27 protein-coding genes are annotated in these 25,777 nt (G+C 66.6%); 14 read left to right on the top strand and 13 right to left on the bottom strand.

The features are described from left to right. Positions 1–74 precede the first annotated feature (74 nt). Entirely contained in the window at positions 75–491 is a 417-nt protein-coding gene (locus ACE2AC_RS20240; RefSeq protein WP_375689688.1) for a nuclear transport factor 2 family protein, read from the top strand. Here ACE2AC_RS20240 and ACE2AC_RS20235 read toward each other — a convergent pair. Next, positions 478–1,452 carry a pirin family protein gene (locus ACE2AC_RS20235; protein WP_375689686.1) on the bottom strand — a complete coding sequence of 325 codons (975 nt, stop codon included), beginning with the start codon at positions 1,450–1,452 and terminating at the stop codon, positions 478–480. The two genes, ACE2AC_RS20240 and ACE2AC_RS20235, sit on opposite strands and share 14 nt — an antisense overlap. A 166-nt stretch (positions 1,453–1,618) precedes the next feature. Here ACE2AC_RS20235 and ppk2 point away from each other — a divergent pair, with 166 nt between their 5' ends. Continuing rightward, a complete protein-coding gene (ppk2, locus tag ACE2AC_RS20230) occupies positions 1,619–2,539 on the top strand; it encodes a polyphosphate kinase 2 (protein ID WP_375689684.1) in 921 nt (306 codons plus the stop codon). 51 nt (positions 2,540–2,590) lie between these two features. Here the strand turns inward: ppk2 and ACE2AC_RS20225 are convergent, their stop codons facing one another. Beyond that, entirely contained in the window at positions 2,591–3,115 is a 525-nt protein-coding gene (locus tag ACE2AC_RS20225; protein ID WP_375689682.1) for a hypothetical protein, read from the bottom strand. Positions 3,116–3,286: 171 nt separating this feature from the next. On the opposite strand from ACE2AC_RS20225, the gene ACE2AC_RS20220 reads away from it, so the two are divergent. The 6 genes from ACE2AC_RS20220 to ACE2AC_RS20195 all read left to right on the top strand — a co-directional run bounded on the left by ACE2AC_RS20220 (position 3,287) and on the right by ACE2AC_RS20195 (position 8,014). Further along, positions 3,287–3,724, top strand: a complete 438-nt coding sequence (locus ACE2AC_RS20220) for a TerB family tellurite resistance protein (protein ID WP_375689680.1) — start codon at positions 3,287–3,289, stop codon at positions 3,722–3,724. Positions 3,725–3,753: 29 nt separating this feature from the next. Next, positions 3,754–4,491: a phosphate/phosphite/phosphonate ABC transporter substrate-binding protein gene (locus ACE2AC_RS20215; RefSeq protein WP_375689678.1), complete on the top strand. Its 738-nt coding sequence runs from the start codon at positions 3,754–3,756 to the stop codon at positions 4,489–4,491. Positions 4,492–4,587: 96 nt separating this feature from the next. Next, positions 4,588–5,364, top strand: a complete 777-nt coding sequence (locus ACE2AC_RS20210; protein WP_375689676.1) for an ABC transporter ATP-binding protein — start codon at positions 4,588–4,590, stop codon at positions 5,362–5,364. 157 nt (positions 5,365–5,521) lie between these two features. Then, the gene (locus ACE2AC_RS20205; RefSeq protein WP_375689674.1) at positions 5,522–6,247 is read left to right on the top strand and encodes a transporter substrate-binding domain-containing protein; all 726 of its coding nucleotides are present in this window, start codon (positions 5,522–5,524) and stop codon (positions 6,245–6,247) included. A gap of 43 nt (positions 6,248–6,290) precedes the next feature. Beyond that, a complete protein-coding gene (locus ACE2AC_RS20200) occupies positions 6,291–7,166 on the top strand; it encodes an ABC transporter permease (RefSeq protein ID WP_375689672.1) in 876 nt (291 codons plus the stop codon). A gap of 2 nt (positions 7,167–7,168) precedes the next feature. Continuing rightward, positions 7,169–8,014 (top strand): ABC transporter permease, encoded by an 846-nt coding sequence (locus ACE2AC_RS20195; RefSeq protein ID WP_375692146.1) that lies wholly within the window; start codon positions 7,169–7,171, stop codon positions 8,012–8,014. 16 nt (positions 8,015–8,030) lie between these two features. Here ACE2AC_RS20195 and ACE2AC_RS20190 read toward each other — a convergent pair whose 3' ends face one another. The 5 genes from ACE2AC_RS20190 to phnC all read right to left on the bottom strand — a co-directional run bounded on the left by ACE2AC_RS20190 (position 8,031) and on the right by phnC (position 13,570). Then, the gene (locus ACE2AC_RS20190; RefSeq protein ID WP_375689670.1) at positions 8,031–9,374 is read right to left on the bottom strand and encodes a YihY family inner membrane protein; all 1,344 of its coding nucleotides are present in this window, start codon (positions 9,372–9,374) and stop codon (positions 8,031–8,033) included. Positions 9,375–9,517: 143 nt separating this feature from the next. Next, positions 9,518–10,834: a phosphonate ABC transporter, permease protein PhnE gene (phnE, locus tag ACE2AC_RS20185; protein ID WP_375689668.1), complete on the bottom strand. Its 1,317-nt coding sequence runs from the start codon at positions 10,832–10,834 to the stop codon at positions 9,518–9,520. After that, positions 10,831–11,709, bottom strand: a complete 879-nt coding sequence (phnE, locus tag ACE2AC_RS20180; protein WP_375689666.1) for a phosphonate ABC transporter, permease protein PhnE — start codon at positions 11,707–11,709, stop codon at positions 10,831–10,833. The genes phnE (ACE2AC_RS20185) and phnE (ACE2AC_RS20180) overlap by 4 nt, the downstream gene beginning before the upstream one ends. 69 nt (positions 11,710–11,778) lie before the next feature. After that, the gene (gene phnD / locus ACE2AC_RS20175; RefSeq protein WP_375689664.1) at positions 11,779–12,681 is read right to left on the bottom strand and encodes a phosphonate ABC transporter substrate-binding protein; all 903 of its coding nucleotides are present in this window, start codon (positions 12,679–12,681) and stop codon (positions 11,779–11,781) included. A gap of 64 nt (positions 12,682–12,745) precedes the next feature. Further along, positions 12,746–13,570, bottom strand: a complete 825-nt coding sequence (gene phnC / locus ACE2AC_RS20170) for a phosphonate ABC transporter ATP-binding protein (protein WP_375692145.1) — start codon at positions 13,568–13,570, stop codon at positions 12,746–12,748. A gap of 200 nt (positions 13,571–13,770) precedes the next feature. Between phnC and ACE2AC_RS20165 the strand changes: the two genes are divergently transcribed. Beyond that, positions 13,771–14,364 (top strand): HupE/UreJ family protein, encoded by a 594-nt coding sequence (locus ACE2AC_RS20165; protein ID WP_375689662.1) that lies wholly within the window; start codon positions 13,771–13,773, stop codon positions 14,362–14,364. Then, positions 14,357–14,965, top strand: a complete 609-nt coding sequence (locus ACE2AC_RS20160; protein ID WP_375689660.1) for a hypothetical protein — start codon at positions 14,357–14,359, stop codon at positions 14,963–14,965. Before ACE2AC_RS20165 ends, ACE2AC_RS20160 begins: the two co-directional genes overlap by 8 nt. A 79-nt stretch (positions 14,966–15,044) precedes the next feature. On the opposite strand, the gene ACE2AC_RS20155 is transcribed toward ACE2AC_RS20160, so the two are convergent. From ACE2AC_RS20155 to ectA, 4 genes are all read right to left on the bottom strand, one after another. Beyond that, positions 15,045–16,430 carry an aspartate kinase gene (locus tag ACE2AC_RS20155; protein ID WP_375689658.1) on the bottom strand — a complete coding sequence of 462 codons (1,386 nt, stop codon included), beginning with the start codon at positions 16,428–16,430 and terminating at the stop codon, positions 15,045–15,047. Between the two features lie 94 nt (positions 16,431–16,524). Beyond that, complete coding sequence (locus ACE2AC_RS20150; protein WP_375689656.1) at positions 16,525–16,926, bottom strand: ectoine synthase; 402 nt, start codon at positions 16,924–16,926, stop codon at positions 16,525–16,527. 7 nt (positions 16,927–16,933) lie between these two features. Continuing rightward, entirely contained in the window at positions 16,934–18,226 is a 1,293-nt protein-coding gene (gene ectB / locus ACE2AC_RS20145) for a diaminobutyrate--2-oxoglutarate transaminase (RefSeq protein WP_375689654.1), read from the bottom strand. Positions 18,227–18,301: 75 nt separating this feature from the next. Then, positions 18,302–18,841: a diaminobutyrate acetyltransferase gene (gene ectA / locus ACE2AC_RS20140; RefSeq protein WP_375689652.1), complete on the bottom strand. Its 540-nt coding sequence runs from the start codon at positions 18,839–18,841 to the stop codon at positions 18,302–18,304. 231 nt (positions 18,842–19,072) lie between these two features. Here ectA and ACE2AC_RS20135 point away from each other — a divergent pair, with 231 nt between their 5' ends. After that, on the top strand, positions 19,073–19,549 hold the full coding sequence (locus ACE2AC_RS20135; protein WP_375689650.1) for a MarR family winged helix-turn-helix transcriptional regulator: 477 nt from the start codon (positions 19,073–19,075) through the stop codon (positions 19,547–19,549). A 32-nt stretch (positions 19,550–19,581) separates the two neighbouring features. Beyond that, positions 19,582–22,794 (top strand): CheR family methyltransferase, encoded by a 3,213-nt coding sequence (locus tag ACE2AC_RS20130; protein ID WP_375689648.1) that lies wholly within the window; start codon positions 19,582–19,584, stop codon positions 22,792–22,794. A gap of 10 nt (positions 22,795–22,804) precedes the next feature. On the opposite strand, the gene ACE2AC_RS20125 is transcribed toward ACE2AC_RS20130, so the two are convergent. Beyond that, on the bottom strand, positions 22,805–23,416 hold the full coding sequence (locus tag ACE2AC_RS20125; RefSeq protein ID WP_375689646.1) for a response regulator: 612 nt from the start codon (positions 23,414–23,416) through the stop codon (positions 22,805–22,807). 27 nt (positions 23,417–23,443) lie between these two features. After that, complete coding sequence (locus ACE2AC_RS20120) at positions 23,444–24,118, bottom strand: response regulator (RefSeq protein ID WP_375689644.1); 675 nt, start codon at positions 24,116–24,118, stop codon at positions 23,444–23,446. Positions 24,119–24,331: 213 nt separating this feature from the next. Here ACE2AC_RS20120 and ACE2AC_RS20115 point away from each other — a divergent pair, with 213 nt between their 5' ends. Both ACE2AC_RS20115 and hisB read left to right on the top strand, forming a co-directional pair. Then, positions 24,332–25,081 carry an ATP-binding protein gene (locus ACE2AC_RS20115; RefSeq protein ID WP_375689642.1) on the top strand — a complete coding sequence of 250 codons (750 nt, stop codon included), beginning with the start codon at positions 24,332–24,334 and terminating at the stop codon, positions 25,079–25,081. A 106-nt stretch (positions 25,082–25,187) separates the two neighbouring features. Further along, positions 25,188–25,775 (top strand): imidazoleglycerol-phosphate dehydratase HisB, encoded by a 588-nt coding sequence (hisB, locus tag ACE2AC_RS20110; RefSeq protein WP_375689640.1) that lies wholly within the window; start codon positions 25,188–25,190, stop codon positions 25,773–25,775. The last annotated feature ends 2 nt before the right edge of the window (positions 25,776–25,777 follow it).

The raw sequence follows: 25,777 nt of genomic DNA, 5'->3' as shown, positions 1-25,777 counted from the left end.
GGTTTCGTGAAACGCATGCCTCCGGACCGTAGGATATGCCGGTCCTGCCCGACCTGCCCCGAGGCCCAGACACCATGACCGCCGCAGACAACAAGGCGCTGATCCGGCGCATCTTTACCGGCCTCGCCGAGGGCGACGGATCGTTCTTCGTGGCCCATCTTGCCGATGACGCGACCATGACGGTCACCGGGAAATACTCGTGGTCGCAGACCTTTACCGGCAAGGCCGCCATCCTGCGTGACCTCTACGGCCATGTCCGGTCCGTCACCACCGGCACGTCCCGGACCATCCCCACCCGCATCCTGGCTGACGGCGACTGGGTGGTCGTCGAAGCCGTCGGCGACATGACCGCCGCCGACGGCACGCCCTACCGGAACGAGTACTGCCTGATGTACCGGCTCCGCGATGGCATGATCGTCGAGGCCAGGGAATACCAGGACTCAGCGCTCTGCGAGCGTGTCCTGGGCCCCTACCCGGTCAGGGGCGCCTGACCTCGCGCGGGACCGCGCCGGGGATTTCCTCGGGCAGCGGGATGAATTCGGCGTTGTCGTCGGGCGGCAGGCGGAAGCGGCCATGCGCCCAGTCCCCGGCCCGCCATGCCTCTTTCGCCGCGTCGATCTTTTCGCGCGAGGAGGCGACGAAGTTCCACCAGATGTAGCGCGGGCCCGACAGGGTTGCCCCGCCCAGGATCAGCACCCGCGCGCCCCGGTCGCCTGCCTTCATCGACACCCGGTCGCCGGGGCGGAAGACCATCATGCGCCCGGCCTCGAACACCTGGCCCGCGATCTCGACCGAGCCGTCGAGGACATAGGTCCCGCGGTCCTCGTGGTTGTCGGGCAGCGGGATCGACGCGCCGGGGTCGAGGAGCGCGTCGGCATAGACCGTCTCGCTCGCCAGCTCGACCGGCGCGCGTTCGCCCCAGGCGTCGCCCAGAACCAGGCGCACCTGCTTGCCCTCGCCCTCCAGCATCGGCAGGTCGGGCTTGCCCACGTGCAGGAAGCGGGCCTCGCCCTCCTCCTCGGCCTCGGGCAGGGCCATCCAGGTCTGGATGCCGAAGAGCGAATGCGGCGTCTGCCGCGTTTCGCCGTCCACCCGTTCGGAATGGGTGATGCCCCAGCCGGCGGTCATCAGGTTGACCTCGCCCGGCTCGATCCACTGGTCGGTACCCAGGCTGTCGCGGTGATGCATCCGGCCCTTCATCAGGTAGGTGACAGTGGCCAGGCCGATATGCGGATGCGGGCGCACGTCGATCCCCTGCCCGGACAGGAACTCGGCCGGGCCCATCTGGTCAAAGAAGATGAACGGGCCGACCATCTGCCGTTTCGGCGAAGGCAGGGCGCGGCGCACCTCGAACCCGCCAAGGTCGCGGGCGCGTGGAATGATCAGCGTTTCGATGGCGTCCACCGCATCGCCCTTGGGGCAATCCGGATCGAGGGCGGGGTTCCAGCTCATGTCGGCCTCCGGCGTGGTTGCGTTGCGGAAAGCCTAGGCGGCGGGCGCCGGGCCGGGCAATTCCGCACCCCCGCACATAAAGACAACAAACCGTCACAGAAGAATGATGTATGGAGGTACGACCCCGCCACCGGGGCCACACGCATGCCCGAAGGATAGGTGCCCCATGTCGCCCGCCGATACCGAGAAGACGCCCGAGGACTGGCTTGAAGCCGAGCTGCTGGACAGTTTCGACGAAGAGGTCGAACTGGAAATGGAGGACGCGGTCCTGTCGATGAAGATCCGCGAGATCTATCGCAAGGCCCACGGTCCATCGATCCCGCGGCCAGACTACTTCCGCAGCCTGCTGCACCTGCAGGCCGAGCTGATCAAGCTGCAGGACTGGGTCGTGCACAGCGGCGAAAAGATCGTCGTGATCTTCGAAGGCCGCGACAGCGCCGGCAAGGGCGGTGTCATCAAGCGAATCACGCAGCGCCTGAACCCCCGCGTGGTGCGCACCGTCGCCCTGCCCGCCCCGAACGACCGCGAAAAGAGCCAGTGGTATTTCCAGCGCTACGTGCCGCACCTGCCCGCGGCGGGCGAGATCGTTCTGTTCGACCGGTCCTGGTACAACCGGGCCGGGGTCGAACGGGTCATGGGCTTTGCCAATGACGGCCAGGTCGAGGATTTCTTTCACGACGTGCCCGAGTTCGAGCGCATGCTGGTCCGGTCGGGGATCCGGCTGGTGAAATACTGGTTTTCGATCACCGACGAGGAACAGCAGATGCGGTTCCTGATCCGCATCCACGATCCCCTGAAGCAGTGGAAGCTGTCGCCGATGGACCTGCAGTCCCGCATCAAGTGGGAGGACTACACCGTCGCCAAGGAAGAGATGTTCGAGCGCACCAACATCCCCGAGGCGCCCTGGTACATCGTCGCCGGCAACGACAAGAAGCGCGCGCGGCTGAACTGCATCGATCACCTGCTGTCGCTGATGCCCTACGACGAGGTGCCGCACGACGACGTGCAGCTGCCTGACCGGGTGTTCAACGCGAATTACGAACGTTCGACCCTGCCGCCCGAGCTCTACGTGCCGTCCAAGTACTGAGGATCGTGGCAGAAACCCCGCCCCGTGACAGGTGGCGGGGACGTGGCCGGGTCAGGCGGACTGCTGGTTGAACGCGCGGCGGAAAAGACCCGGCCGTTCGGTCCGGGCGGCGGTCTTGCGCGGTTCGACGATACGCCGGATGTCCGAGGTCATCGGCGCGACCACGGCCGGCGTGAAGCGCCAGCGCCCCTTGCGGCGCGACCGGTCGTCCTCGTCCTGCGCCTTCATCCAGGCGGCGACCGGGGCCACGTCGTCCAGCGGGTGTTCGCCCGCCGGAAGGTAGTAGCCGCAGTTGATCCGCTGGCAGAGCGCATCGAGCGCGGCGCAGAGACGGCGCTGCGCCTCGGGCACGTCTTCCTTCTCGAGGTGGTTGAACTCGGCCGGTTCGGCGTGAATGAACATGGTGAGCGCGGTGCCAAGGTCCAGCGACCGCTGCGCGCTGACCCAGCTGAGGACAGAGGGCGTCATCGTCGAACGGTCGAGCTTCCGCGCAAGGCAGCGCAGCTCATCCGGCGACATCGCCTTGAGCATGTCCAGGATCTCGGCCTCCCGACCACCCTGCGTTTGTGCACTCAACCGAGCAGGCATTCGGCCATCTCCATTCTCTTTCCGCTTGTATAAGGTGCCGGGACTTTCGGATTTTTCTTCGATGCCAATATGGCAAAATCGTGTTCCCGGTTACGCGGACGTCATCGCAGGTGTGCTTTTGTCGATTGCGCCCGCCACGGCCACGCCTATTCTACGGCCATGTTCGCTGATCTCCTCTCCCGCCTGACCCAGCCCGCCCCGGCCCGACTGCCGGATGCGGACGCCCGTCTTGCCCTGACCGCCCTGCTTGTGCGCGTTGCCCGCAGCGACGGTGACTATGATGCCGGTGAGCGGGATCGCATCCTGCGCATCGCCCGTGACCGCTATGGCCTGGCCCCGGCCGAGGCCGAGAAGCTGCGCGCCGATGCCGAGGCGCTCGAGGCCGAGGCACCGGACACCGTGCGCTTCACCCGCGCGATCAAGGACGCCGTGCCGCTGGAACAGCGCGTTTCGGTGATCGAAGCGCTGTGGTCCGTCGTCCTCGAGGACGGTGAGCGGGACGAGGAAGAGGATGCGCTGATGCGCCTCGTCGCGAACCTCTTGGGCATCACCGACCAGGACAGCAACGCCGCGCGCCTGCGCGTCACGGGACAGTGATGGCGGGCGCGCCGCTCGCGTCCCTTCCGATGTATGACCGGCCCGAGGTCGGCCAGGCGACGAATGCCCTCTGGGCCGCGATGCGCGACGCGCTGCGCGAGGATGGCATCGACGCGCCCGAGGCGCTGACGCGGTCCGGATCGCTCTGGGATCACTGGCGTTCGCCCGACCTCGTGCTGTCGCAGACCTGCGGCCTGCCCTATCGCAAGGCGCTGCACGACCACGTCACGCTGATCGGAACGCCGGATTTCGGCCTGCCGGACTGCCCGCCGGGCTACTACAACTCGGTCATCGTGATGCGCCGGGACGACCCGCGCAGCAGCCCCGCCGACTGGGCCGAGCTGCGGCTGGCCTACAACGACAGCCTATCGCAATCGGGCTGGGCCGCGGCGGAGCAGACCGCCCGCGCAGAAGGCACGCGGTTCGGCAGCCATGTCGAGACGGGCGCACACCGCGCCTCGGTCCGCGCCGTCGCCTCGGGCGCGGCCGATATCTGCTTTGTCGATGCGCAAACCTGGCGCCTGATGTCCAAGTGGGATCCGCTGGTCGGTTCGGTCCATACGGTCGGCGCCTCGGCCCCGGTGCCCGGACTGCCCTACATCTCGGCGCCCGGTGCGGATGCCGCGGCGATGGCCGGTGCCGTGGCCCGCGCCATCGATGGCCTTCCGGCCGAGCACATCCGCGCGCTCGGCATCACAGGGTTCGTGCATGTCCCGGCGGCCGACTACCTTGCCGTGCCGACCCCGGACGCGCCGCCCGCCGCCTGAAAAAGCGGCGCCCCGTGACGTCATCCGGCCTGATTTGTTGCATTCCGGTGCGAACTGCGCCCTACTCCCCCGATCAGAAATCACCCAGGTAGACCAGTGACCAAGACCCCGCCCGTTATCGAGATCCGCGACCTGCACAAATCCTACGGCGAACTGGAGGTGCTCAAGGGCGTCGACCTGATGGCGCGCCAGGGCGAGGTCGTCTCGCTGATCGGATCGTCGGGCTCGGGCAAGTCAACGCTGCTGCGCTGCGCCAACCTGCTCGAGGACAGCCAGCAGGGCGACATCCTCTTCAAGGGCGAGGCCGTGCACTGGAAGGGCACCGGGATGCACCGACGCCCGGGCGACCCCAAGCAGGTGCTGCGGATCCGCACGAACCTGTCGATGGTGTTCCAACAGTTCAACCTCTGGTCGCACATGACGATCCTGCAGAACGTCATGGAGGCACCGGTCACCGTGCTGGGCCGCGACAAGGCCGAGGTCGAGGTGAAGGCCCGCGAGTACCTGGCCAAGGTCGGCATCGCCGACAAGGCAGACGCCTGGCCCGCCCAGCTGTCGGGCGGCCAGCAGCAGCGCGCCGCAATCGCCCGCGCCCTCTGCATGGAGCCCGAGGCGCTGCTGTTCGACGAACCGACCTCGGCGCTCGACCCCGAGCTTGAGCAGGAAGTCGTCAAGGTTATCAAGGACCTGGCGTCGGAAGGCCGGACCATGCTGCTGGTCACCCACGACATGCGGCTGGCCAATGACGTGTCCGACCTGGTCGTGTTCCTGCACCAGGGCAAGATTATCGAACAGGGCCCGCCCGCCGAGCTTTTCGGCAACCCGCAGACCGAGCGTCTGCGCGGGTTCCTGTCGGCCACGGTCAGCGCCTGAGCGCCGCCCGGAGGCCAGAGAAATGCGCTCTGACGTCAAGTCAGCGCATGGGTCCGTGATGTCACGCTAGAAATCCCTTGTGTTGTTGGCGATATGCGCCAAGTCTCGGACCCCAGAAGCGGCGAGGGAGCCGCCACTACCAGTAGGGAGCTACAGAATGAAAAAGCTGATCCTTTCCACCACCGCCCTGGCGCTGAGCGCCGGCATGGCGATGGCCCAGGACGTCGTGCGCCTCGGCACCGAGGGCGCCTATCCTCCGTTCAACTTCATCGATGACAACGGCAAGGTGTCCGGCTTCGAGAAGGACGTGGGCGATGAGCTGTGCAAGCGCGCCGAGCTGACCTGCGAATGGGTCACCAACGACTGGGATTCGATCATCCCGAACCTCGTGTCGGGCAACTACGACGTCATCATCGCCGGCATGTCGATCACCGACGAGCGTGACGAAGTCATCGACTTCACCCAGAACTACTTCCCGCCCGCCTCCTCCGCCTACGTGGCCATGTCCGAGGAAGTGGACGTGACCGGCGGCGTCGTCTCGGCCCAGACCGCGACGATCCAGGCCGGCTATGTCGCGGAAAGCGGTGCGACCCTGGTCGAATTCGCCACCCCCGACGAAACCATCGCCGCCGTGCGCAACGGCGAGGCCGATGCCGTCTTTGCCGACAAGGACTACCTCAAGCCGCTGGTCGACGAATCGAACGGTGAGCTGATGTTCGTCGCCGAGGAAGTGCAGCTTGGCGGTGGCGTGGGCCTCGGCCTGCGCGAAAGCGACACCGAGCTGAAGGAAAAGTTCAACGCGGCCATCACCTCGATGAAGGAAGACGGCTGGCTGAACGAGAAGATCGTCCAGTGGTTCGGCGACGAAGCCGCAACCTTCTGACATAACGGCGCGGGGCCCCGGCGGCCCCGCGCCCTGCTTTCCCATGTTTGCATTCTGCGCTGATCCCAAGAGCCTTGAGGGCGCCAGCTGGATGGTCTGCTACCTGACCAGCGGCAAGCACCTCATGTTCTACCAGAGCTTTTTCGTGGTCATCGGGCTGATGATCGTGACGGTGCCCTGCGCGCTGGCCATGGGCTTTGCCGGCGCATTGGCCGCACGCAGCCACTTTGCCCCGCTGCGCTGGATCGGCAAGGGCTACGCGGCGCTGGTGCGCGGCGTGCCGGACATCGCCTTCTTTCTCTTCGTGCCTCTCGCGCTGGACCAAGGCCTGGAATACCTGCGGCAAAAAGTGAACTGCCCCGACTGGGACCAGCCGATCCGCCAGGGCAACGATTTCGTCGTCTGCCCGGCTGCCAAGCTGCCGCTGTCGTCCTCTCCGCAATGGGTACACGAAACCTATGCCATCATCCTCGCGGTGATCGCCTTTGCCTTCGTGTTCGGGGCCTTCGCCTCCTACGTGCTGACGGGTGCCATGAACGCTGTGCCGAAGGCGCAGCTTGAAACCGCCGAGGCCTACGGCATGAGCCGCCGCCAGACCACCTGGCGCATCCTGATCCCGCAGATGTGGGTCTATGCCCTGCCCGGCCTGTCGAACCTCTGGATGGTGCTGATCAAGGCAACGCCGCTGCTCTTCATCCTGGGGGTCGAAGACATCGTCTACTGGGCGCGTGAACTGGGCGGCACCAAGACCAGCGCCTATGCCTATCCGCACGGCGACTGGCGGCTGTGGTACTTCCTCGGGCTTCTCGTCTTCTACCTGCTGCTGACCAAGGTGTCCGACGTGTTGCTGACGCGGCTGTCGCGGCGCCTGGCGCATGGCCAGGCCACCGTCGCCGGAGAGGAGCTGCGCCGCGCATGAGCATGACCTGTGCAGAGACCATCCAGGCCTACGCGCTGCGATCCATCGGGATCGGCGAGCGGCTGCTGCCCAAGAGCGACTTCACGCTCTGCGATCACGTGGTGCTGATCGGATCGGGCCTGATCTGGAACCTCTACTTCGCGATCTTCGCACTGGCGCTCGGCTTCTTCTTTGCCACCGCCATCGCGCTGGCCCGCGTGTCGTCGAACCCGCTGCTGCGCAAGCCCGCCGAATGGTTCGTCTTCGTCTTCCGCGGCTCGCCGCTCTTCATCCAGTTCTTCCTGTTCTACGAGGCGCTGACCCTGCTGCCCAAGGCCGGGATCGACGTGAACCTCGGCGTGGTCACGATCACCGTCGCCACCGCCTGGTTCACCAAGGCCTGGGCGGGTGCGTTGCTGGTCCTGTTCTTCAACACCTCTGCCTACTCAGGCGAGATCTTCTATGGCGCGCTGCGGTCGATCCCGCGCGGCGACATGGAAGCGGCCGACGCCTACGGCATGTCGGGCTGGAAGAAATTCCGCCGGATCACCTGGCCCACGATGCTGCGGCTGGCCTGGCCCGCCTACACGAACGAGGCGATCTTTCTCTTCCATGCGACGACGCTGGTGTTCTTCTCCAGCTTCCCGGCATGGCAGCAGAAGGGCGACAGCCTCTATTATGCGAGCTACCTCGCCGACAAGACGTTCAACCCGTTCATCGCCTACCCGGTGCTGGCGGTCTACTTCATGTGCCTGACGCTGCTGATCATCTGGATCTTCGGCCGGGTCTACAAGCGCCTGAACCGCCACCTGCCGCAGACCGCGGGCACCAGGTCGCGGATGCGCGTCCGGCTTTTGCCCGCGCGCTGAGGCGCGGCGGCGCCGGTCACTCCGACCCGGTGGAACGCAACACGGTTGCCGACGTGCCGGCGTCGCGGGGCCCGACCAGGTCGGCGATCGGCACCGACAAGACGTCCGCCTCGGCCTGCCCCAGCTTCTGCAGCAGGCGGTGCACCGCCCCGGTGTCGCGCACGACCGGGGACGCGTCCGCCGCCCCGGCCCGGCCGAGGGTGACGCCGATGTCACGCGCGAGATCCCACAAAGTCGTCGCGTGCAGGTCACGGACAAGGGCCACGCCGCCGCTCTCGGTCTCGACCAGGTAGCCCTTGGCGGCCAAGTCCTCGAACACCTCCGACCGCGCCTCGAGCGTGGTGGCGGCCATCAGGTCCGTCTCGTGGATGGTGCCGCCCTTGAGCGCCTGGCGCTGCAGTTCGGCCAGCAGCATGATCGCCGCCTCGAGCCGTTCGCCGGGGGTCTGGTCGGCGTCGGGGATCGGGCTGTGACCGTGCCGCCAGTCCGGCAGGGAGGCCGCGACGATGGCCCCCAGCACCACCACGACCCAGGAAGAATAAACCCAGATCAGGAAGATCGGCACGGCCGCGACGGCGCCATAGATCGTCTTGTAGGTGGAACCCGAGAAGAGGAACGAGTTGAACACCCACGCCAGCACCGCAAAACCGATGGCCGACGCCAGCGCGCCGACCACCGCGTGACGGATCAGCACCGGCCGCGCGGGCACGATGACGTAAAGCGCGGTCAACCCGATGGTGGTGATCACGATGCTGCCCAGCTTCTGCACCGATGGCAGGTCGAGGACCCCGGGCGCGTACTGCGACACGCCGTAGATCGACGGCTGGAACTCTGCCGCCATGCTCACCGCGTCCGAGGTCAGTGTCAGGCTGACACCGATCATCAGCGGCCCCAGGGTGAGGATCGCCCAGAACACCAGGAAGCGGACGTAGAAGGGCCGCGTCCGTTCCACCCGCCAGATGTGGTTCAGCGTGGATTCGATGGTCGACAGCAGGAAGAGCGCGGTGATCCCCAGGCCGATGACGCCCACCGTCGTCAGGTTGCCCGCGTTGTGGGTGAAATCGGCCAGGTAGTCTGTCAGCACCGCCCCCGCCTCGGGCACGATCGCATCGAACACGATCTCTTCCATCCGGTCGGTCGCGGCGTCGAAGGCTTCGAAGTTCGACAGGATCGCAAAGGCGATCACCATCAGCGGCACCAGCGCCAGGAGCGAGGTGTAGGTCAGCGCCGCGACCGCGTTGTCGATGCGATCGGCAAAGAAACGTCGCACCGTGTAGAGGGCGAAGTTCACGACATCCATGACCGCGCTGAAGACCCGCGAGGTCCGGCCACGTTCCACGAGTGCGGCGAAAGAAGACATGCCCCAGCTATATCGGAACGTCGGGCGGGCCTCATAGCGCCAATTGCACCACGGCCCGGCGCAGGCGCGCCAAGGCGCATGCCGCGTGGTGCGGCGGCCACGGATCGCTTGCGACGGGGGCGCCGGGGCGCCCCCGAACGCGATCAGGCCTCTCCGCCCTCGCCGCCCGAGATCAGGCGCTTGCGCAGCCAGCCCGAGAACCAGTCCATCAGGAAGACCATGAGGATCACGAGGACGATGTAATAGGTCACCTCTTCCCAGTCCTTCTGGGTGATCATCGCCTGGGTCAGCAGCAAGCCGATGCCGCCGCCGGTGATGGCACCGATCACGGTGGCGCTGCGGGTGTTCGACTCAAAGAAGTAGAGAACCTGGCTGAGCAGCACGGGCGTCACCTGCGGGATCACCCCGAACCGGTAGCGTTGCGCGGGCTTTGCGCCGGTCGATTGCACGCCTTCGATCTGCTTTCCATCGACGTTCTCCAGCGCCTCCGAGAACATCTTGCCGAAGGATCCGGTGTCGGTGACGAGGATCGCCAGCGCCCCGGTCAGCGGCCCCGGTCCGAAGGCGCGGGCCAGCACGATGGTCCAGATCAGCGCGTCCACCCCGCGGAAGAAGTCGAAGAGCCGGCGCGACGCCTGCCGCACGATCCAAAATGGGGTGAAGTTCTTGGCCGCGAGGAAGGCCATCGGCAGCGCCACGATGGCCGCGCCGAAGGTGCCGAGAAAGGCCATCAGCACCGTCTCGAACAGCGCCCAGGCCACGTCGCCGTGCCGCCACATCGGGTTGAACCAGAAATCGCGCGCGATCTCTCCGCCCTCGCCCTCGGTCACCTTGACGGCCAGTTGGCCGAAGCTGAGCCCGTGATAGGGGCTGTCGAGGGTGAAGAAAAAGAGCTCCCAGCCGGTGGCATAGCGGAAGGCTTCGGTCCCGCGGCGGGTGATGGTCACGCGGCCGTTCGGCGTGGTGATCGTGACGCGGTTCTTCGAGGCGTTGATAAAGTCCGGCAGCGGCCCGTCCGGGAAGGTCGCGTTCGCACCGCCGTCGCCGGGATTGGCGGTCACGGTGCCGTAGCCGGGGATCTCGATGCTCACACCGTCCGGTGTGAAGGTCACGATGGTGCCGTCGCCCAGGTCGGTGACGGTCTCCTGCCCCAGCTGCACCCAGTCGGGCGCGGTGCCTTCGGGGTAGGCACCCTTGCGCTCTCCCTCGATGGCGATGCTGACGTCGCCGCTCGCGTTGTCGCGGGTGACGTGGGTCTTGTAGCTGTAGGCGTCGGCCACCAATGTCTTGCCATTGTCGAGGTTCGCGCGCCCGATCAGGGCGGGCACGTCGAAGGCAAAGAAGGCATAGGTCAGGTAGGCCAGCACCAGCGCCGGGATCGCGAAGGAGATCATCCGCTTGCGGCGATAGAGCGCCTCGGCCTGCGGTTTCATCATGTGGATGTCGGCGGTCATGGTCATGACAGCATCTCCGAGGCGCGGCCATGGGTCAGACGCTCGCGCACGGCCGAGGAAATCTGGTCCACCACGACGATGGTGACAAAGAGCATCAGGAAGATCGCGGCGCTTTCGTCGTATTTCCCCTGCCCCCAGGACATGGCGTTCTTCAGCTCGTAGCCGATGCCGCCCGCGCCGACGAAGCCCAGGATGGCCGAGGCGCGGATGTTGATCTCGAACCGCAGCATCGCGTAGCTCAGGTAGTTGGGCGAGACCTGCGGCACCACGCCCAGGATCATCCGCTGCGACCAGTTGGCCCCGACCGAAGCCAACCCTTCGACCGGCTTGAGCGAGGCGTTTTCGTTCACCTCGGAAAAGAGTTTCCCGAGCGCGCCCGATGTGTGAAAGGCGATGGCGATCATCGCGGGCACCGGCCCGCCGCCGAGAACGAAGATCAGGACCAGGGCGATCACGATCTCGGGCACCGCGCGCATCACGTCCATCGTGCGCCGGAACACCGGGATCAGCCGCGGCCAGCGGGCCAGCCCACGGGTCGAGAGCATCGACAGGATGATGGCGATCAGCGCCCCGATCAGGGTCGAGACGGCGGCGATGTTGATGGTTTCCAGCAGCGCCGGGAAGTATTCGACGAAATGCGCGGGCATGTCGGCCCGGTGTTCCCAGGCCTCGGTCACCACGATGGTCGGGTAGACAAAGACGTTGGACACGCCGTCCCAGAACCCGCCGGCATTGCGGGCATCGGCGACCATGAAGCCCGAGACCATCATCGCCACGAAGATGGACAGCAGGATCCCGGAATAGAGGCGCTTGCGGCGTGTCAGCGCGAGGTAGTCCTCGCGGATGTCGCCCAGCGATCGGTGGCTGGTCAGCTCTGCCATGTCGGAAGCGCCCCTTTCAGAACAAGGTGCGGGCGGGCCCCGAGGGAGACCCGCCCGCGAGAGAGCCGATCAGTTCGACTTCGACTGACGTGCCGCGATGATCGACAGGTAGGCGTCGTGATCGATCGGGTCGAAGCCCAGCGATTCACCGGCGGAGATGTTGTAGGTGCACTCCTTGTCGACGTCGTACATGCCGTCGACCAGGGCGACCATCTTCTCTTTCACGTCGCCCGGCAGAGCCTTGCGCAGGACGATCGGACCTTCCGGGATCGGCTTGGAGCGCCAGATCTCGACCAGGTCGTTCATGTCGACGAGGCCCGCGTCAACGGCCTTGCGCAGCGCGCCCGAGTTGTAGCCGTCTTCCCAGTTGCCCTGGCCGTCGGCCCAGGTCACGCCGCCGTCGACATCGCCGTTGTTGACCGCGACGATGGTCTGCTCGTGACCGCCGGTGAAGACGACTTCGCCGAAGTAGTCGCCGTTCTCCATCGAGGCGCCGGTCTGTTCCGGGATCTCGATCGAGGGGATCAGGTAGCCCGAGGTCGAGTTCGGATCACCGAAACCGAACTTCCTGCCCTGCATGTCCTCGAGCGAGGCGATGCCGCTGTCCTTGCGGGCGAAACCGATCGAGTGGTAGCCGTAGCTGCCGTCGAGGTTGATCTTGACCAGCACCGGCTCGACCGCCTCGGGATCGTCCAGGTAGGTCTTGGCGTAGCCGGATGCGCCCAGCCAGGCCATGTCGATGGTGCCGCCCAGCAGGCCCTGGATCACGCCGTCGTAGTCGGCGGGGGCGAAGAGCTTGACCGGAACGCCAAGCGCTTCCTCGGTGTAGGTCTTCAGGCACTCGTGGCTGTTCAGCCGGTCCTGGGCGTTTTCGCCGCCGAGGATGCCGATGCGGAACTCGGTGATGTCCTGGGCGGCGAGCGGGCCGGCCAGCACGGTCGTTGCCAGCGCGGCAGCGATGATCTTCTTCATGTCAGGTTTCCCCTCTTCGATGGGCCGCCGGGCTTCCCCCGCGCGGCGGTTGGAAGCTCTTGGCTCAGGCCTGGGCCTCGGCCTTTCGGATCTGGGCGATCTGCTTGGCGCTGAGCGTTTCGATCGAGGTCGATGTCGCGGCCTCGGAAAATCCGGCGTCGGCGCCGTAGATGTCGCGGGCGGCACCGGTGGTCAGCTGCTCGGGCGTGCCGTCAAAGACGATCCGCCCGTCACGCATCCCGATCACCCGATCGCAGTAGCGCCGCGCGGTGTCGAGCGTGTGCAGGTTGGCGATCACCATGCGGCCGTCCTCTTCGTGGATGCGGCGGAGCGCATCCATCACGACCTGCGCGTTCATCGGGTCGAGCGAGGCGATCGGTTCATCGGCGAGGATGATCCGCGGGTCCTGCATCAGGGCCCGGGCGATGGCGACGCGCTGCTGCTGGCCGCCCGACAGCGCCTCGGCCCGCTTCGGCGCGTGCTCGGCAATGCCCAGGCGGTCGAGGATGTCGATGGCGCGGTGGATGTCCTCGGCCGGGAAGAGGTTGAAGAGCGTGGCAAAGGTCGAGCGGCGGTTCAGCGTGCCGTGCAGCACGTTCGACACCACGTCCATCCGGGGCACCAGGTTGAACTGCTGGAAGATCATCGCGCAATCGGCCTGCCACGCCCGCTTCTGCGCGCCCCTCAGCGCCGTGATCTCGCGGCCGTCGAAGGTGACGGTCCCGCTGCTGTGGTCGGTCAGGCGGTTCAGCATCCGCAGCAGGGTGGACTTGCCCGCGCCGGAGCGTCCGATGATGCCGATCATCATCGGCCGGTCGACCGTGATGTCGGCGTGGTCCACCGCGATGTTCCGGCCGAATTGCTTCGTCAGTTGCTCGATCTGCAGCACAGGCATCCCCCAGTTCTTGGCTGCCCTGCTAGGTCCGCTCAGAGACGGTCATGTGAACGCGCGGTGAAAGTTTTGTAACGCACCACGATAGATCCGGATGACGCCGGGTCCGGTCGGGCCCGCTGCCCGAACCGCTTGCAGATTGACCCCGTGGCACCCGCCGCTTAGCGTGCCGCGACACTGCCGACAAAGGACACGCCATGACCGCCGCCGCCCCCCGCCACATGCTGGCCGCCCTGCCCCTCCTGCTGCTGGCCGGTGCCGCGCAGGCGCATACCGGCACCGGGGTGCAGGGCGGGCTGGTCAGCGGGTTCACCCACCCGATCTTCGGCTGGGACCACGTGGTGGCGATGGTCGGTGTCGGCCTCTGGGGCGCGATCCTCGGCCGGCCGGCGATCTGGATCCTGCCGGTCGTCTTCCCGCTGGTGATGGCCTTCGGCGGCGTCCTGGGCGTGCTCGGCGTGCCGGTTCCGGCGGTCGAGGCGGGGATCGCCGTGTCCGGCCTCGTCCTCGGGCTGCTGATCGCCTTCGCGGTGCGGGCGCCCACCTGGGTCGCGGCGCTGATCGTTGGTGTCTTCGCGATCTTCCACGGCTATGCCCACGGGACAGAGCTGCCCGCGGCGGCCAACCCCTTTGCCTACGGCGTCGGCTTCGTGATCGGCACCGGGCTTCTGCACCTCGTCGGGATCGGGCTGGGCCTGCTGCTCAGGTTGCCGCGCGGCGAATGGATCGTCCGGGCCGCCGGCGGCGTGATCGCGGTGGTCGGCGGCGCCTTCCTGATCGGCGTTGCCTAGGGTCTCGCGGCGCGGCGCGGCGGCAGTTGCGCTGGCGCTGTTGCCTGCCCCGGCGCTGGCGCACAGCTTCCCGCTCGATGCGCCGGCCTCCTACCTCTTCGTCCTCGGCACCTCGGTCGCGTGGAGCGATCCGGCCATCCTGCTGATGCTGGTGCCACTGGCGATCGGCTGCGGGCTCTGGGGCCGGTCGGGGCTCCTGCGCATCCTGCCTTACCTGCTGGCGGGCGGCCTCGGTGGCGCGCTGATCGTCCTGCCGCCCGGCCCCGGCTTCACCCGGGAATGCGTGGCGGCGGGCCTTGTCCTGGCGGTGCTGGTGGCGCTGCTGCCGCCGCCGCCCGGCCATTACATGCGCATCGGCGCCGTGGCCGTGGGGGCGCTGGTGATGTTGCAGAGCCTTGAGGGCCACGGCACCGCCGACCTGCCCTGGGCGATCCTGGCCGGGCTGGTGGCCGCGCCGCTGGCGATCCTTGCCGCCGGCACCGCGCTGGTCCTGCTGGTCAGCTGGGCGTTGCCCTATGGCTGGGTGCGGATCGGATGGCGTGTGGCCGCGTCGTGGACCGCGGCAGTCGCCGCCATGTACGGGGCGTTTCTGCTGCGCTGACGCGGGGCCCGCACGGCAAAATGCCGCCCCCGCACCGAAGGCGGCGGGGGCGGCACGTCAGGCGACAGTCCAAGGGCGGTCAGGCCGCCGCCTGTGTCACTTGGGTCGGTGCGGCGACGACCGCGTCGTGAAGCGCCTTGATCGCACGGTCGCGATCATCGCGGCCGACGACGAACTGCACGTCGACCGACCGGGTCGTCTGGTGCAGCGCGGCAACGTCGACCCCGCCCGCCTCGAGCGCCTCTAGGCCGCGCGTCAGGATCTTGAGCCCGCTCAGGTCACGGCCGAAGACCGAGGCAATCGCCAGCGCCCGCACCGAGAGGTCGGCCGAGGGGTAGATCTCGGCCAGGTCGCGCTCCACCCGCTTCATCGTCTTGAGCGACGCATCCACGTAGTGGGTGATCGTGTTCGCGTTCGAGGTCTTCGACACGATCCGCACCTTGTGGCGCTTGAGCACCTCGAGCGTGGCTGCGTCGTAGCCCTTCACGCCGACCATGTCCTGTTCGAACAGCTCCAGCGCATAGACATCGAGGCCACAGACGATCTCGGCCTCGGGCGTGTCGGCCTTCCTGTCGTCGATCAGGGTGCCCGGGTCCTCGGGCTCGAAGGCGTTGGTCACGCGCAGCGGGATCTCCGACTGGCGCAGGGTCTTGGCCGCCTTCGGATGGATCGCCTCCATCCCCATGTTCGACAGCTGGTCCGCCACGTCATAGTTGGTGTGGCCCAGCTTGCGCACATGGTCGCCCACCAGGTTCGGATCGGCCGAGCTCAGGTGGAACTCCTTGTGGATGATCGCCTCGCGCGCCTTGGTCTGCGCGGCAATGCGAGAGAACGTGACCTCGGAGTAGCCGCGGTCGTATTCCTGCATCAGCCCCTCGGTGCACTGGGCATAACCGGTGACGATGGGCATCTCGCGCGAGAAGTCGACGCCGTCGAGGGCCGAGGCGATCCGCTCCTCGAGATTCAGTTCCCGGTCGTCGCGCCAACCGGAGAGGTCGACGAAACGGGCGTCCACCCCGGCCCGCTTGAGCAGCAGCGTGGTGACGAAGGCGGAATGCGCCTCGCCCAGCCCCGACAGAAGCTCGCGGATGATCTGCATGTGCTCGCTCAGCCGGAAATGGCCGTAGGAGCAGAGCCGCTGCAGATCGATCAGGCAGTTGCGCGCTCCGTCCAGACGGTCGCGGACAAAGTCGTCCGCGCCGCTCAGGTCGGCGGGATGATCGAGGATCGCGTGATGCGCCTCTTTCATCGCGACCGACACGCGCGTCAGGCCGTCGGACCAGCCCTGGTCGTTCTCGGCGTTCGAGAACAGTGCATAGACCCCCGGCTCGCCGGTCTTCTTGTGTTCCAGCAGCAGGTTGGTGATCCCGCCGAAGGCAGAGACAACGAAGACGCGGTTGTAGAGCGCCTGGCCCTTGCGGTCGCCGATGAAGAGCGTGCCGACAAGGTCGTTCAGGCGCGACATCGATGTGCCGCCGATCTTTTCGACGGTATGATTTGACTGTTTCACTGTCGTGGTGCCGCCGGGGATCTCCCCCGGCGGTCCTCTATGGGAATGGTCAGGCGTTCTCGGGCACCGGCGCGGCGTAGGAACCGTCGGCCTGGTGCACTTCCTCGCCGGTCACCGGCGGGTTGAAGCAGCAGGCCATCACAAGCTCCTCGTCGGCGACGAGCGTGTGCTTGTCGTGCTCGTTCAGCGCGTACATGGTGCCCGGGCGGATCTCGTGGGTCTCGCCGGTGGCAAGGTCGGTGATCCGGCCCTTGCCCTTCATGCAATAGACGCTCTCGTAGTGGTTCTTGTAGTGGAACGTGTGCTCCGAGCCTTCCTCGAGGAAGGTGATGTGGAAGCTGAAGCCCATGCCGTCACCGGCCAGCAGCATCCGCACCGAGGTCCACTTGGCGTCCGAGACCACGCGGTCCTTTTCGTTCGCTACGATGTCGTCGAAATGTCTCACGATCATGGGTCTGTTACTCCGCTGCCATGGGTTGTTCGGCGGGCACGATCTCGCGCACGGCCGAGAAGAGGATGTCGAAGCCCCTGTTCAGGACCTCTGCGGGCGTCGTCAGGGGCGCCAGCACCTTGACAACCTCGTCGTCCGCGCCCGACGTCTCGATGATAAGCCCGTTCTCGAAGCATTTCGCGCAGATCTCGCCAGCCAGTTCCCCGGAACCGACATCGACGCCGCGCATCAGGCCGCGACCCTTCAGGGTCGAGCCGGGGATGACCTCGGCGATGGCCGTCAGGCGTTTCTCGATCAGGGCGTCATTTTCGGCCAGCTCCTTCTGGAAGCTGTCGTCGGCCCAGAACTTCTCGATGGCGACGCGGCCGGTTACGAAGGCATGGGTGTTGCCCCGGAAGGTGCCGTTGTGCTCGGCCGGCTTCCAGACGTCATGCTCGCGCTTGATCAGCAGCGCCGCGAACGGCAGGCCGAAGCCCGAAAGCGATTTCGCCTGCGTGATCATGTCCGGCACGATCCCGGTGTGCTCGAAGCCGAAGTAGGTGCCCGAGCGGCCGATACCCGACTGGATGTCGTCGACGATCAGCAGGGCGCCGTGTTCCTTGGCGAGGCGCGCGATGCCCTCCATCCATTCCTTGGACGCGGCGTTCAGCCCGCCCTCGCCCTGGATCGGTTCAAAGATGAAGGCCGCCGGCGCGTCGATGCCCGAGGACGGGTTCGACAGCATCGCCTCGATCATCTCGAGCGTGTCCACGTCACCCAGCGAGCCGTCGTAGGGCAGATGGGTCACGTCGCCCAGCATTCCGCCGCCCGCGCCACCGCGCTTGCTGGCGTTGCCGGTCAGCGACAGCGACCCCATGGTCATGCCGTGGAAGCCGTTGGTAAAGGCGATGATGTTGCGGCGACCGGTGATCTTGCGGGCCAGTTTCATCGCCGCCTCGACCGCGTTGGTGCCGGTCGGGCCGGTCATCATGACCTTGTAGTCCATGCCGCGCGGTTCGAGGATATGGGTCTCGAACGCCTCGAGGAACTTCTCCTTCTCGGCGGTGAACATGTCGAGGCCGTGCGCGATCCCGTCGTTGGTGACGTGCTCGATCAGCGCCGCCTTCATGTCGGGGTCGTTGTGGCCGTAGTTCAGCGACGAGCAACCGGCGAGGAAATCGATGTACTCGCGGCCCTCGGCATCGGTCATGACCGAGCCCTGCGCCTTGGTAAAAGTCGTCGGGAAGGAGCGGCAGTAGGAACGTGCCTCGCTCTCGCGACGGTCAAAAATATTCGGTTCGCCTGACGTGTCAGTCGACATAGGATTTTCCTTCGGTTTGGTTCTTCAACGGGCCCAAGCGATATGGCCCCCGGTGACCCGGGGACCCCGCCCTGCTCAGGCAGCTCGTTTCAGCGGTTCCGCGAAGCGGATTGTGACCATGTGCTCGGTGGAGTGCTTTCCATCGAAATGGTCGTCCGTGGTAAAATGCGCTTCGCTCGACAAGGTTCCACCGCGCTTTTCGGCAAAGCGCCGGAACAGCGCCCAGGAGGCGTCATTGTCCTTGGTGATCGTGGTCTTGAGCTTGGAGACATCCTCGCACACGTCGCGCGACAGGAGCGTCGACAGCATCCGCGTGCCAAGGCCGAGGCCCCGCGCCTTCTCGGACACGGCGACCTGCCATACGAACACCGTGTCGGGTTCGTTCGGCACCACGTGGCCGGACACCCAGCCCACGACCTCGTCGTCCAGCTCCGCCACGACGCAGGTATCGCCGAAGTGGTCGCACTGGATGAGGTTGCAATACATCGAGTTCTCGTCGAGCGGTTTGCACTCGCGAACGAGCTCCCAGATAGATGATCCGTCCTCACCTTCCGGTTTCCGCAGGATCGGCTGGGGGCCTTTCTCCGGGGAATTGACTGTATGCACGGCGCTCATAGCCTCCTATTGCTTTGCCTTACTAAGTATAAGTGGGCTCCATAGTATTTCAACAAGCTAAGCAATTTTCTTTCACGGAAGGTTTTTTCACTTGTTTTGCTTAGTTATCGCGAGCGAACGACAGTCACACATGCTTAGTATGGCAAATTTGTGACAGGTCACAGGGAGCGGATTTTGTTGAAGAATTTCCGATCTGGCCCTAATGAGGATGAAGGAACCTCAAGGGCTGGCATGGACCGCACGGACATCTCTCTGATCGCCCTCCGCCGCATTCTGCGCGCGACCGAGCTCTATGGTCGCAGGCTGGCGAAAGAGGCGGGGATGACCGCCGTGCAGTTCCGCGTCCTGCAGATCATCGCGGAAAAGGGCCATGCCACGCCGACGGCCATCGCCAACCGCATGGGCGTGACCCAGGCGACGATGACCGCGCTGATCAACAAGCTGGCCGACAAGGGACTGGTCGAACGCAAGCGGTCCGAGACCGACCGGCGGCAGACCAACCTTTTCATCACCGCCAAGGGGGTCGCGACCGTCGACGACGCGCCCGACCCACTGCAACAGAGATACGTGAAGAATTTCGAGGCGCTGGAGGACTGGGAACAGGCGATGATCGTGGCGGCGCTGGAACGCGTCGCCGGAATGCTCGACGCTGACGATCTCGATGCATCGCCCGTTCTCGACCTGGGGGAATTCGGCACCTCGCACTGAAGCTGACGACCGCGTCCTTGGGGAGGGAGCGCATGAGTTCGGACGAAGACCTGCCGTGGGTTATCGGCATCACCGCCTCGGCCGGCGGCCTGGAAGCGATCACCGCGCTGGTCCAGGCGCTGCCCGCACGGACCGGGGCCAGCTACATCATCGCGCAGCACATGTCGCCCACCCACAAGAGCCTGATGTCGGTCCTTGTGGCGCGCGAGACGCAGCTGCCGGTGGTCGAGCTGACCGGCGACGTGACCCCGGCCCCCGACACGATCTACGTGACACCGCCGAACAGCGACGTCGTCTTCAAGGGCGGCATGATCCGGCTGATCGAACCGGCGGGCCGCCCTGGCAGCCCCAAGCCCTCGGCTGACCGGCTGTTCTATGCGATGGCCGACGAACTCGGCGACCGCTGCATCGCGGTGGTGCTGTCGGGCACCGGATCCGACGGCTCCTACGGCGTGCAGGCGGTGCGCGAGGCGGGCGGCATCACCCTGGCACAGGACCAGTCGACGGCGAAGTACAGCGGGATGCCGACATCGGCCGTCGAAACCGGCTGCATCGACATCGTTCTGCCGCCCGAGAAGATCGGCGAGCACATCACCAAGATCATGGCTGAGCCGCGCAACCTCGAAGCGCTCAAGGCGCTGGACGAGATGCCGGGCGGCCTGACCGAAATCCTGCAGATCCTGCTGGCCCGCAGCCAGGTTGATTTCCGCGACTACAAGGACAACACCGTGCAGCGCCGCATCCAGCGGCGGATGACCGCGCTCGGCATCTCAAGCTACGACGATTACGTCGCCCATTGCCGGACCCGGGCGGGCGAGATCGACGCGCTCTATGCGGACCTGTTGATCTCGGTCACGCGGTTCTTCCGCGACCCCAACCAGTTCGAACGCCTCGGGATCGAACTGCGCAACCTGGTCGAGGGGAGAGAGGCCTCGGAACCGCTGCGCGTCTGGGTGGCCGGCTGCGCCACCGGCGAAGAGGCGTATTCCGTCGCCATCCTGATCGCCGAGGCCTTCGGCGGCCTGGGCGAGATCGCGGCGCGCAAGGTCCAGATCTTTGCCACCGACATCGACGAGGCGGCGCTCAGGATCGGGCGGCGCGGCGATTACCCGGCTGCGGCGGCCGACGACATCCCGGCGCACCTGCTCGACCGCTACTTCGACCGGACCGACACCAAGATCACGGTCAAGACCAAGCTCAAGCAGATGATCCTGTTCTCGCACCATAACGTGTTCCAGGATCCGCCCTTCATCAACATCGATCTCGTCACCCTCAGGAACCTGCTGATCTACTTCAAGCCGCGCCTGCAGGAACGGGTGCTGAGCCGGGTGCACTATGCGCTGAAGCCGCGGGGGCTGCTGTTCCTCGGCACCTCCGAGGCGATCGGGCCGATGCAGATCGATTACGAGGTCATGTCCGAACGCAACCGGCTGTTCCGCAAACGCAGCCAGACACGGCCCGGCATCGCGAGCCGGATCGGCGAATTCCAGTCGCGCGACTGGCGGATGGGGGGCGGGTTGCAGTCCGACCGCACCCGCGCATCGCAGGACGACGCCCGCTACCGCGAAATGTTCGAAAGCCTCGCCCGCGGCGTGGGCGGCGACGCGATGCTGGTGTCGACGGGGCACGAGATCATCCGCGTCTTCGGCAGCATCTCGGAATTCGTGGCGCTGGACGAGAGCACCAAGCTCAACCTGTCGCTGTCGCTGCTGAAGAGCCCGCTCAGGGACGAGGCGCCCAGCCTCTGCACCATCGCGCTCAAGACCGGGCGCCGCCGGCGCGGGGCGCGGCACGAGATGCCGGGCACGGACCGCACCCACGTCTGCCTCGAGGCATTTCCGATCGACATGGGCGAGGACGCGGAAAGCTATGTGCTGCTCAGCGTGCAGCCACTGACGCTCGACACCGCCGAGACCGTTCTGGGCGCGGATGCGGCCGAGCTGTCGCAGCTGCGCCAGCTCGAGGCCGACGTCGCCTCGACCCGCGCGGCGCTGCAACAGACGATCGAGGAGCTGCAAACCTCGAACGAGGAGCAGCAATCCCTGAACGAGGAACTGCAATCCACCAACGAGGACCTGCAGGCCACCAACGAGGAACTGGAAACCTCGAACGAGGAGCTGCAGAGCTCGAACGAGGAGCTTCTGACCGTCAACGAGGAGCTGCAGATCAACGCCTCAGAGCTCGAGGGTGTCCGGCAGGACATCGAGTCGGTCCTGCAGAGCGCGCCGCTCGCCATCCTCGTCATCGACAACGCGATGCAGGTGTCGCGCTGTTCAGCCCCAGCGCGCAGGAAGTTCCGGATCGAAGCGGGGCTCGACCTCGTGCACCTGTCGCAGTGCCGGGTGCCCGAAGGCTATCCCTCGCTGGTGCAGATCGCGACCGAGACCTTCGGCACCCGCGAGCCGCAGATCCGGCACTTCCAGTCAGGCAATACCTTCGTCTCGCTCCGGTCGGTGCCCTACTTCAACCAGGCCCGCGACCTGCGCGGCGTGACCATCGTGCTGTCCGAGGTCGACAGCGAAGAGCTGAACGCAAAGATGCAGATGGTCGAGGCGATGACGGAGATCGGGCACTGGAAGCTCGACCTGGTCGAGAACCGCATTCACTGGTCCGACCGTGTCTTTGCCATCCACGGCCGCGCCCGCGAGCGCGGTGTGCCCTCCCTGGACGAGGCCCTGGCATACTACCTGCCCGAGGACATGCAGATCGTCACCTCGGCGATGGAAAACACCATCGCCACCGGCGAGCCCTACGATTTCCGCCTGCGCATCCGGCGCGAGGACGGTCGGCTGGCGCATGTCGAATCCCGCGGCACCGTGCAGTTCGATTTGAACGGCAAACCCGTCGCGCTGATCGGTGTCTTTGCCGACAAGGACCGCGAGATCGGGACCGAGATGCTGCTGCACCAATTCGGCCAGGCCCATGACAAGGCGCGGATCGGGTTCTATTCCATCGACATCGCGAACGACCAGGTGTTCTTCAGCCCCAGCCTCTACCGCATCCTCGGCCTTGACCCCGCCCGGGACGATCCATCGATCGACGCGTTGCTGGCCGCGTTGACCGACGGGGATCGCGACGCGGCAAAGGCCCGGTTCGGCGCGGCGATGGAGCGAGGAGAGGCCTTCGACCTCGACAGCCACCTGCCCCGTCCCGGCCGCGATCTGCTGCCCTGTCACATCTCGGGGATGCCGCGCAGCGAACCGCATGGCCCGGTGTCGCACGTCTTTGGCCTGATCAGTTTCTGACCGCCGCCGCTCAGGTGTCGCGGGGGACCTTGAGGCTGACAAGGATGCCCTCGACTTCCGAGAGGAGCTCGGCCACCTCTTCGCCCCCGGTCTTGCCTCGGTTGCTGCGGATCGTACGCAACAGCCGCAGGCCGCGGGTGATCTGCGACGGGGCCAGCACCGGCTCCGGCGCGCCGCCTGTTGCGGGACGCAGGGGCACGACCTCGGCCGCGGGATGCATCAGCGGGACCAGCAATGCCGACAGCGTTTCGGCATTCAGGTCGTCCTTGTGCAGGAACCGCGCGCGCCCGTCGCGTTCCAGCCGGGCCGCCAGTTCGTTGCATTCCACGCCCGAAAGCAGCAAGGCCGCGGTGCCTTCGGGCGGGGCCAGCGCAAATTCCGCGCCGTCGCCGTCGGGCAGGATCCGGTCGGCAAGGATGATGTCGGCCTCGCCACGTTCCAGGTAGCTCCGCGCCTCGGCGGCGGTGGCGAACTCAAGCGTCACGCTGTCGTCGAAGACCGCCTTGAGCGTGTGGCAGATGAGGTAGCGGTCGATCATGCTGTCGTCCACGACGACGCAGATCAGCGCCCCCTCGCTTGCGGTGTCCGGCCTGGGCGCCGGTGACAGGGCCGTGTTGGTCATGGCCTCCCCTCCGCCTTCGCGCATGGTTCAGTGCCGGGTGCCCGGCGCGTGGCCGGACGGCGCAACCTCGTTCAGCAGGACCAGCCAGTCGGACACGGCCTTGCCCCCGCCTGCGACCGACAGCGCCGACAGTGCCGCGCGCATCCGCCCCGGGTCCGACCGCTCTTCGGCCGTGGCGCGTTCGCCGCGCAGGTAGTCCTGCATCGCCGCCAGCGTCTCTTCGCGCAGCGTGCCGCCGCGCAGGGCCATCGGGCTGGTGGCACGCAGGATCAGGTCGCGCAGGATGTCGGCGTCGATCCCGTCCTTCGGCAGGTAGTCGAAGCAGCCCCGCGCCAGCGCCGCGCGCGCCACGTCGGGCCGCGCCTCGCCGGTGATCAGGACGGCGGGCACCTCGGCGTTGCGGGGGGTGCGCCGCAGCAGGTCGCGTGCCATCAGCCCGTCACCGTCGGGCAGCATGTAATCGAGGATCACGAGGTCGAAGAGTCGCCGGGTGATGACCTCGGCAAAGGCCTGCAGGCCGTTGACCAACGTGACCTCGACCGGCAGGTCGGTCCGGTCGCAATCGCGTGTCAGCGCCTCGGCGTCGAAGCCGGAATCCTCGAGCAGGAGGACCGCAATCGGCCCCGGAGCGGCCTGCGCCAGCCCGAGCGCCCGGACATCGTCGAGCTGCGGCACGTCAACAAATTCGGCGGATGGTGTCATGTCGGCCTCCCTGTGCTGTCGCCTGATGGCGCCGCGCTTCGTCACGCGGTCAGCCAGATCATTGGCAGGAGGACCTCACCCGAGTGTTAACGAAATGCGGCAGCATTCCCGCTTTTCACTAAAATCCGGCGCGATCTGCCGGTGGCGATTAGGGCTTCGTTTATCCGCCCGGCCTAGTGCTGGGCGGGATCCCCGGCACGGAAAGGACTTGCCATGACTGCGGAACAACGACAGCTCGTCCCGGTCGAGGCGCCGGCCAAGCGCGCGATGGCGGACGACGACGAATTCGAACGGTTCCTCTACCTCGTCACCCACGACCTGCGGGCGTGCTTTCGCGCGTTGCGCACGATCCCGGAATGGATCCGCGAGGACCTGAGCGGCACCACTGCCCCCACCGACGTGCACACGCATCTCGACATGCTGATCACCCAGGCGCGGCGCGGCGACCGGATGCTGCTGGACCTGCGCGAATTCTCCCGCGTGGGGCGGCTCTGTGGCCCGATCATGGTGGAACCCGTCCGGTCCATCGCGGAACGCTGCTGGGGCAATATCGGCGTCCCGGACGAGATGTCGCTGGACCTGTCGCTGGCCGAGGGCAGCGTGGCCCTGCCCCGCGACGACGCGACGCGGCTGTTCTCGGCCATCCTCGACAACGCGGTGAAGCATCGCGCCGGCAACTCGGGCCGCGTCTCGGTCCGGTGTGCCGAGGAGGGCAAGAAATGGCTCTCGATTCGGATCGAGGATGACGGACCGGGGATCGAGCCACAGTTCCGAGACAAGGCGTTCGGCCTGCTGACCACCCTGCGTCCGCGCGACGCCTGCGAGGGCAGCGGCGTGGGCCTGGCCATCGCGCGCCGTATCGTCGAAACCGCGGGTGGCCAGATCGGGCTGGACGACGGACCGGGCGGCAAGGGCCTGTCGGTCTGCATGACCCTGCCCCGCATGCCCGTCGCCGTCGACTGAGCCCGGATTTGCCCGCCTGCATCAGCCGCGGGCAAATCCCGCCTGCCACCCTTGGCCCCGCGCATGACCCCGCCTATAAGGCGGCGTCACTACAAGCGAGGGCGCCATGCGCAAGGCTGAGATCACCCGCAGGACGGCCGAGACCGACATCACGGTCAGGATCGATCTGGACGGCACCGGGCGGTACGACAACCGCACCGGCATCGGGTTCTTCGACCACATGCTGGACCAGCTGGCGCGTCATTCGCTGATCGACATGGAGATCACCTGCAAGGGTGACCTCCACATCGACGACCACCACTCGGTCGAGGATACCGGCATCGCGCTTGGCCAGGCGCTGGCGCAGGCCCTCGGCGAAAAGCGCGGCATCCGGCGCTACGGATCCTGCCTGCTGCCGATGGACGACGCGCAGGTGCGCGCCGCGCTGGACCTGTCGGGCCGGCCCTTCCTGGTCTGGAACGTCACCTTGCCGACGCCCAAGATCGGCACCTTCGATGCCGAACTGGTGCGCGAGTTCTTCCAGGCGCTCAGCACCCACGGCGGCATCACCTTGCATGTCGACCAGCTGCACGGGATCAACAGCCACCACATCGCCGAGGCCGCGTTCAAGGCTGTCGCCCGCGCCCTGCGCGAGGCGGTCGAGACCGATCCGCGCAAGGCTGACGCCATCCCGTCGACCAAGGGCGCCCTGTGACG

The sequence above is a fragment of the Pseudooceanicola sp. LIPI14-2-Ac024 genome, from assembly GCF_042188925.1.
Taxonomy (GTDB): domain Bacteria; phylum Pseudomonadota; class Alphaproteobacteria; order Rhodobacterales; family Rhodobacteraceae; genus Pseudooceanicola.
This window is presented reverse-complemented; position numbering and strand designations above follow the sequence as displayed.

Excerpts from the sequence above, each read along its gene's own strand:
- ACE2AC_RS20240 (WP_375689688.1), top strand. The coding sequence starts at position 75 with ATGACCGCCGCAGACAACAAGGCGCTGATCCGGCGCATCTTTACCGGC.
- ACE2AC_RS20235 (WP_375689686.1), bottom strand. The coding sequence starts at position 1,452 with ATGAGCTGGAACCCCGCCCTCGATCCGGATTGCCCCAAGGGCGATGCG.
- ppk2 (WP_375689684.1), top strand. The coding sequence starts at position 1,619 with ATGTCGCCCGCCGATACCGAGAAGACGCCCGAGGACTGGCTTGAAGCC.
- ACE2AC_RS20220 (WP_375689680.1), top strand. The coding sequence starts at position 3,287 with ATGTTCGCTGATCTCCTCTCCCGCCTGACCCAGCCCGCCCCGGCCCGA.
- ACE2AC_RS20215 (WP_375689678.1), top strand. The coding sequence starts at position 3,754 with ATGTATGACCGGCCCGAGGTCGGCCAGGCGACGAATGCCCTCTGGGCC.
- ACE2AC_RS20205 (WP_375689674.1), top strand. The coding sequence starts at position 5,522 with ATGAAAAAGCTGATCCTTTCCACCACCGCCCTGGCGCTGAGCGCCGGC.
- ACE2AC_RS20200 (WP_375689672.1), top strand. The coding sequence starts at position 6,291 with ATGTTTGCATTCTGCGCTGATCCCAAGAGCCTTGAGGGCGCCAGCTGG.
- ACE2AC_RS20195 (WP_375692146.1), top strand. The coding sequence starts at position 7,169 with ATGACCTGTGCAGAGACCATCCAGGCCTACGCGCTGCGATCCATCGGG.
- ACE2AC_RS20190 (WP_375689670.1), bottom strand. The coding sequence starts at position 9,374 with ATGTCTTCTTTCGCCGCACTCGTGGAACGTGGCCGGACCTCGCGGGTC.
- phnE (WP_375689668.1), bottom strand. The coding sequence starts at position 10,834 with ATGACCATGACCGCCGACATCCACATGATGAAACCGCAGGCCGAGGCG.
- phnE (WP_375689666.1), bottom strand. The coding sequence starts at position 11,709 with ATGGCAGAGCTGACCAGCCACCGATCGCTGGGCGACATCCGCGAGGAC.
- phnD (WP_375689664.1), bottom strand. The coding sequence starts at position 12,681 with ATGAAGAAGATCATCGCTGCCGCGCTGGCAACGACCGTGCTGGCCGGC.
- ACE2AC_RS20165 (WP_375689662.1), top strand. The coding sequence starts at position 13,771 with ATGACCGCCGCCGCCCCCCGCCACATGCTGGCCGCCCTGCCCCTCCTG.
- ACE2AC_RS20155 (WP_375689658.1), bottom strand. The coding sequence starts at position 16,430 with ATGTCGCGCCTGAACGACCTTGTCGGCACGCTCTTCATCGGCGACCGC.
- ACE2AC_RS20150 (WP_375689656.1), bottom strand. The coding sequence starts at position 16,926 with ATGATCGTGAGACATTTCGACGACATCGTAGCGAACGAAAAGGACCGC.
- ectB (WP_375689654.1), bottom strand. The coding sequence starts at position 18,226 with ATGTCGACTGACACGTCAGGCGAACCGAATATTTTTGACCGTCGCGAG.
- ectA (WP_375689652.1), bottom strand. The coding sequence starts at position 18,841 with ATGAGCGCCGTGCATACAGTCAATTCCCCGGAGAAAGGCCCCCAGCCG.
- ACE2AC_RS20135 (WP_375689650.1), top strand. The coding sequence starts at position 19,073 with ATGGACCGCACGGACATCTCTCTGATCGCCCTCCGCCGCATTCTGCGC.
- ACE2AC_RS20130 (WP_375689648.1), top strand. The coding sequence starts at position 19,582 with ATGAGTTCGGACGAAGACCTGCCGTGGGTTATCGGCATCACCGCCTCG.
- ACE2AC_RS20125 (WP_375689646.1), bottom strand. The coding sequence starts at position 23,416 with ATGACCAACACGGCCCTGTCACCGGCGCCCAGGCCGGACACCGCAAGC.
- ACE2AC_RS20120 (WP_375689644.1), bottom strand. The coding sequence starts at position 24,118 with ATGACACCATCCGCCGAATTTGTTGACGTGCCGCAGCTCGACGATGTC.
- ACE2AC_RS20115 (WP_375689642.1), top strand. The coding sequence starts at position 24,332 with ATGACTGCGGAACAACGACAGCTCGTCCCGGTCGAGGCGCCGGCCAAG.
- hisB (WP_375689640.1), top strand. The coding sequence starts at position 25,188 with ATGCGCAAGGCTGAGATCACCCGCAGGACGGCCGAGACCGACATCACG.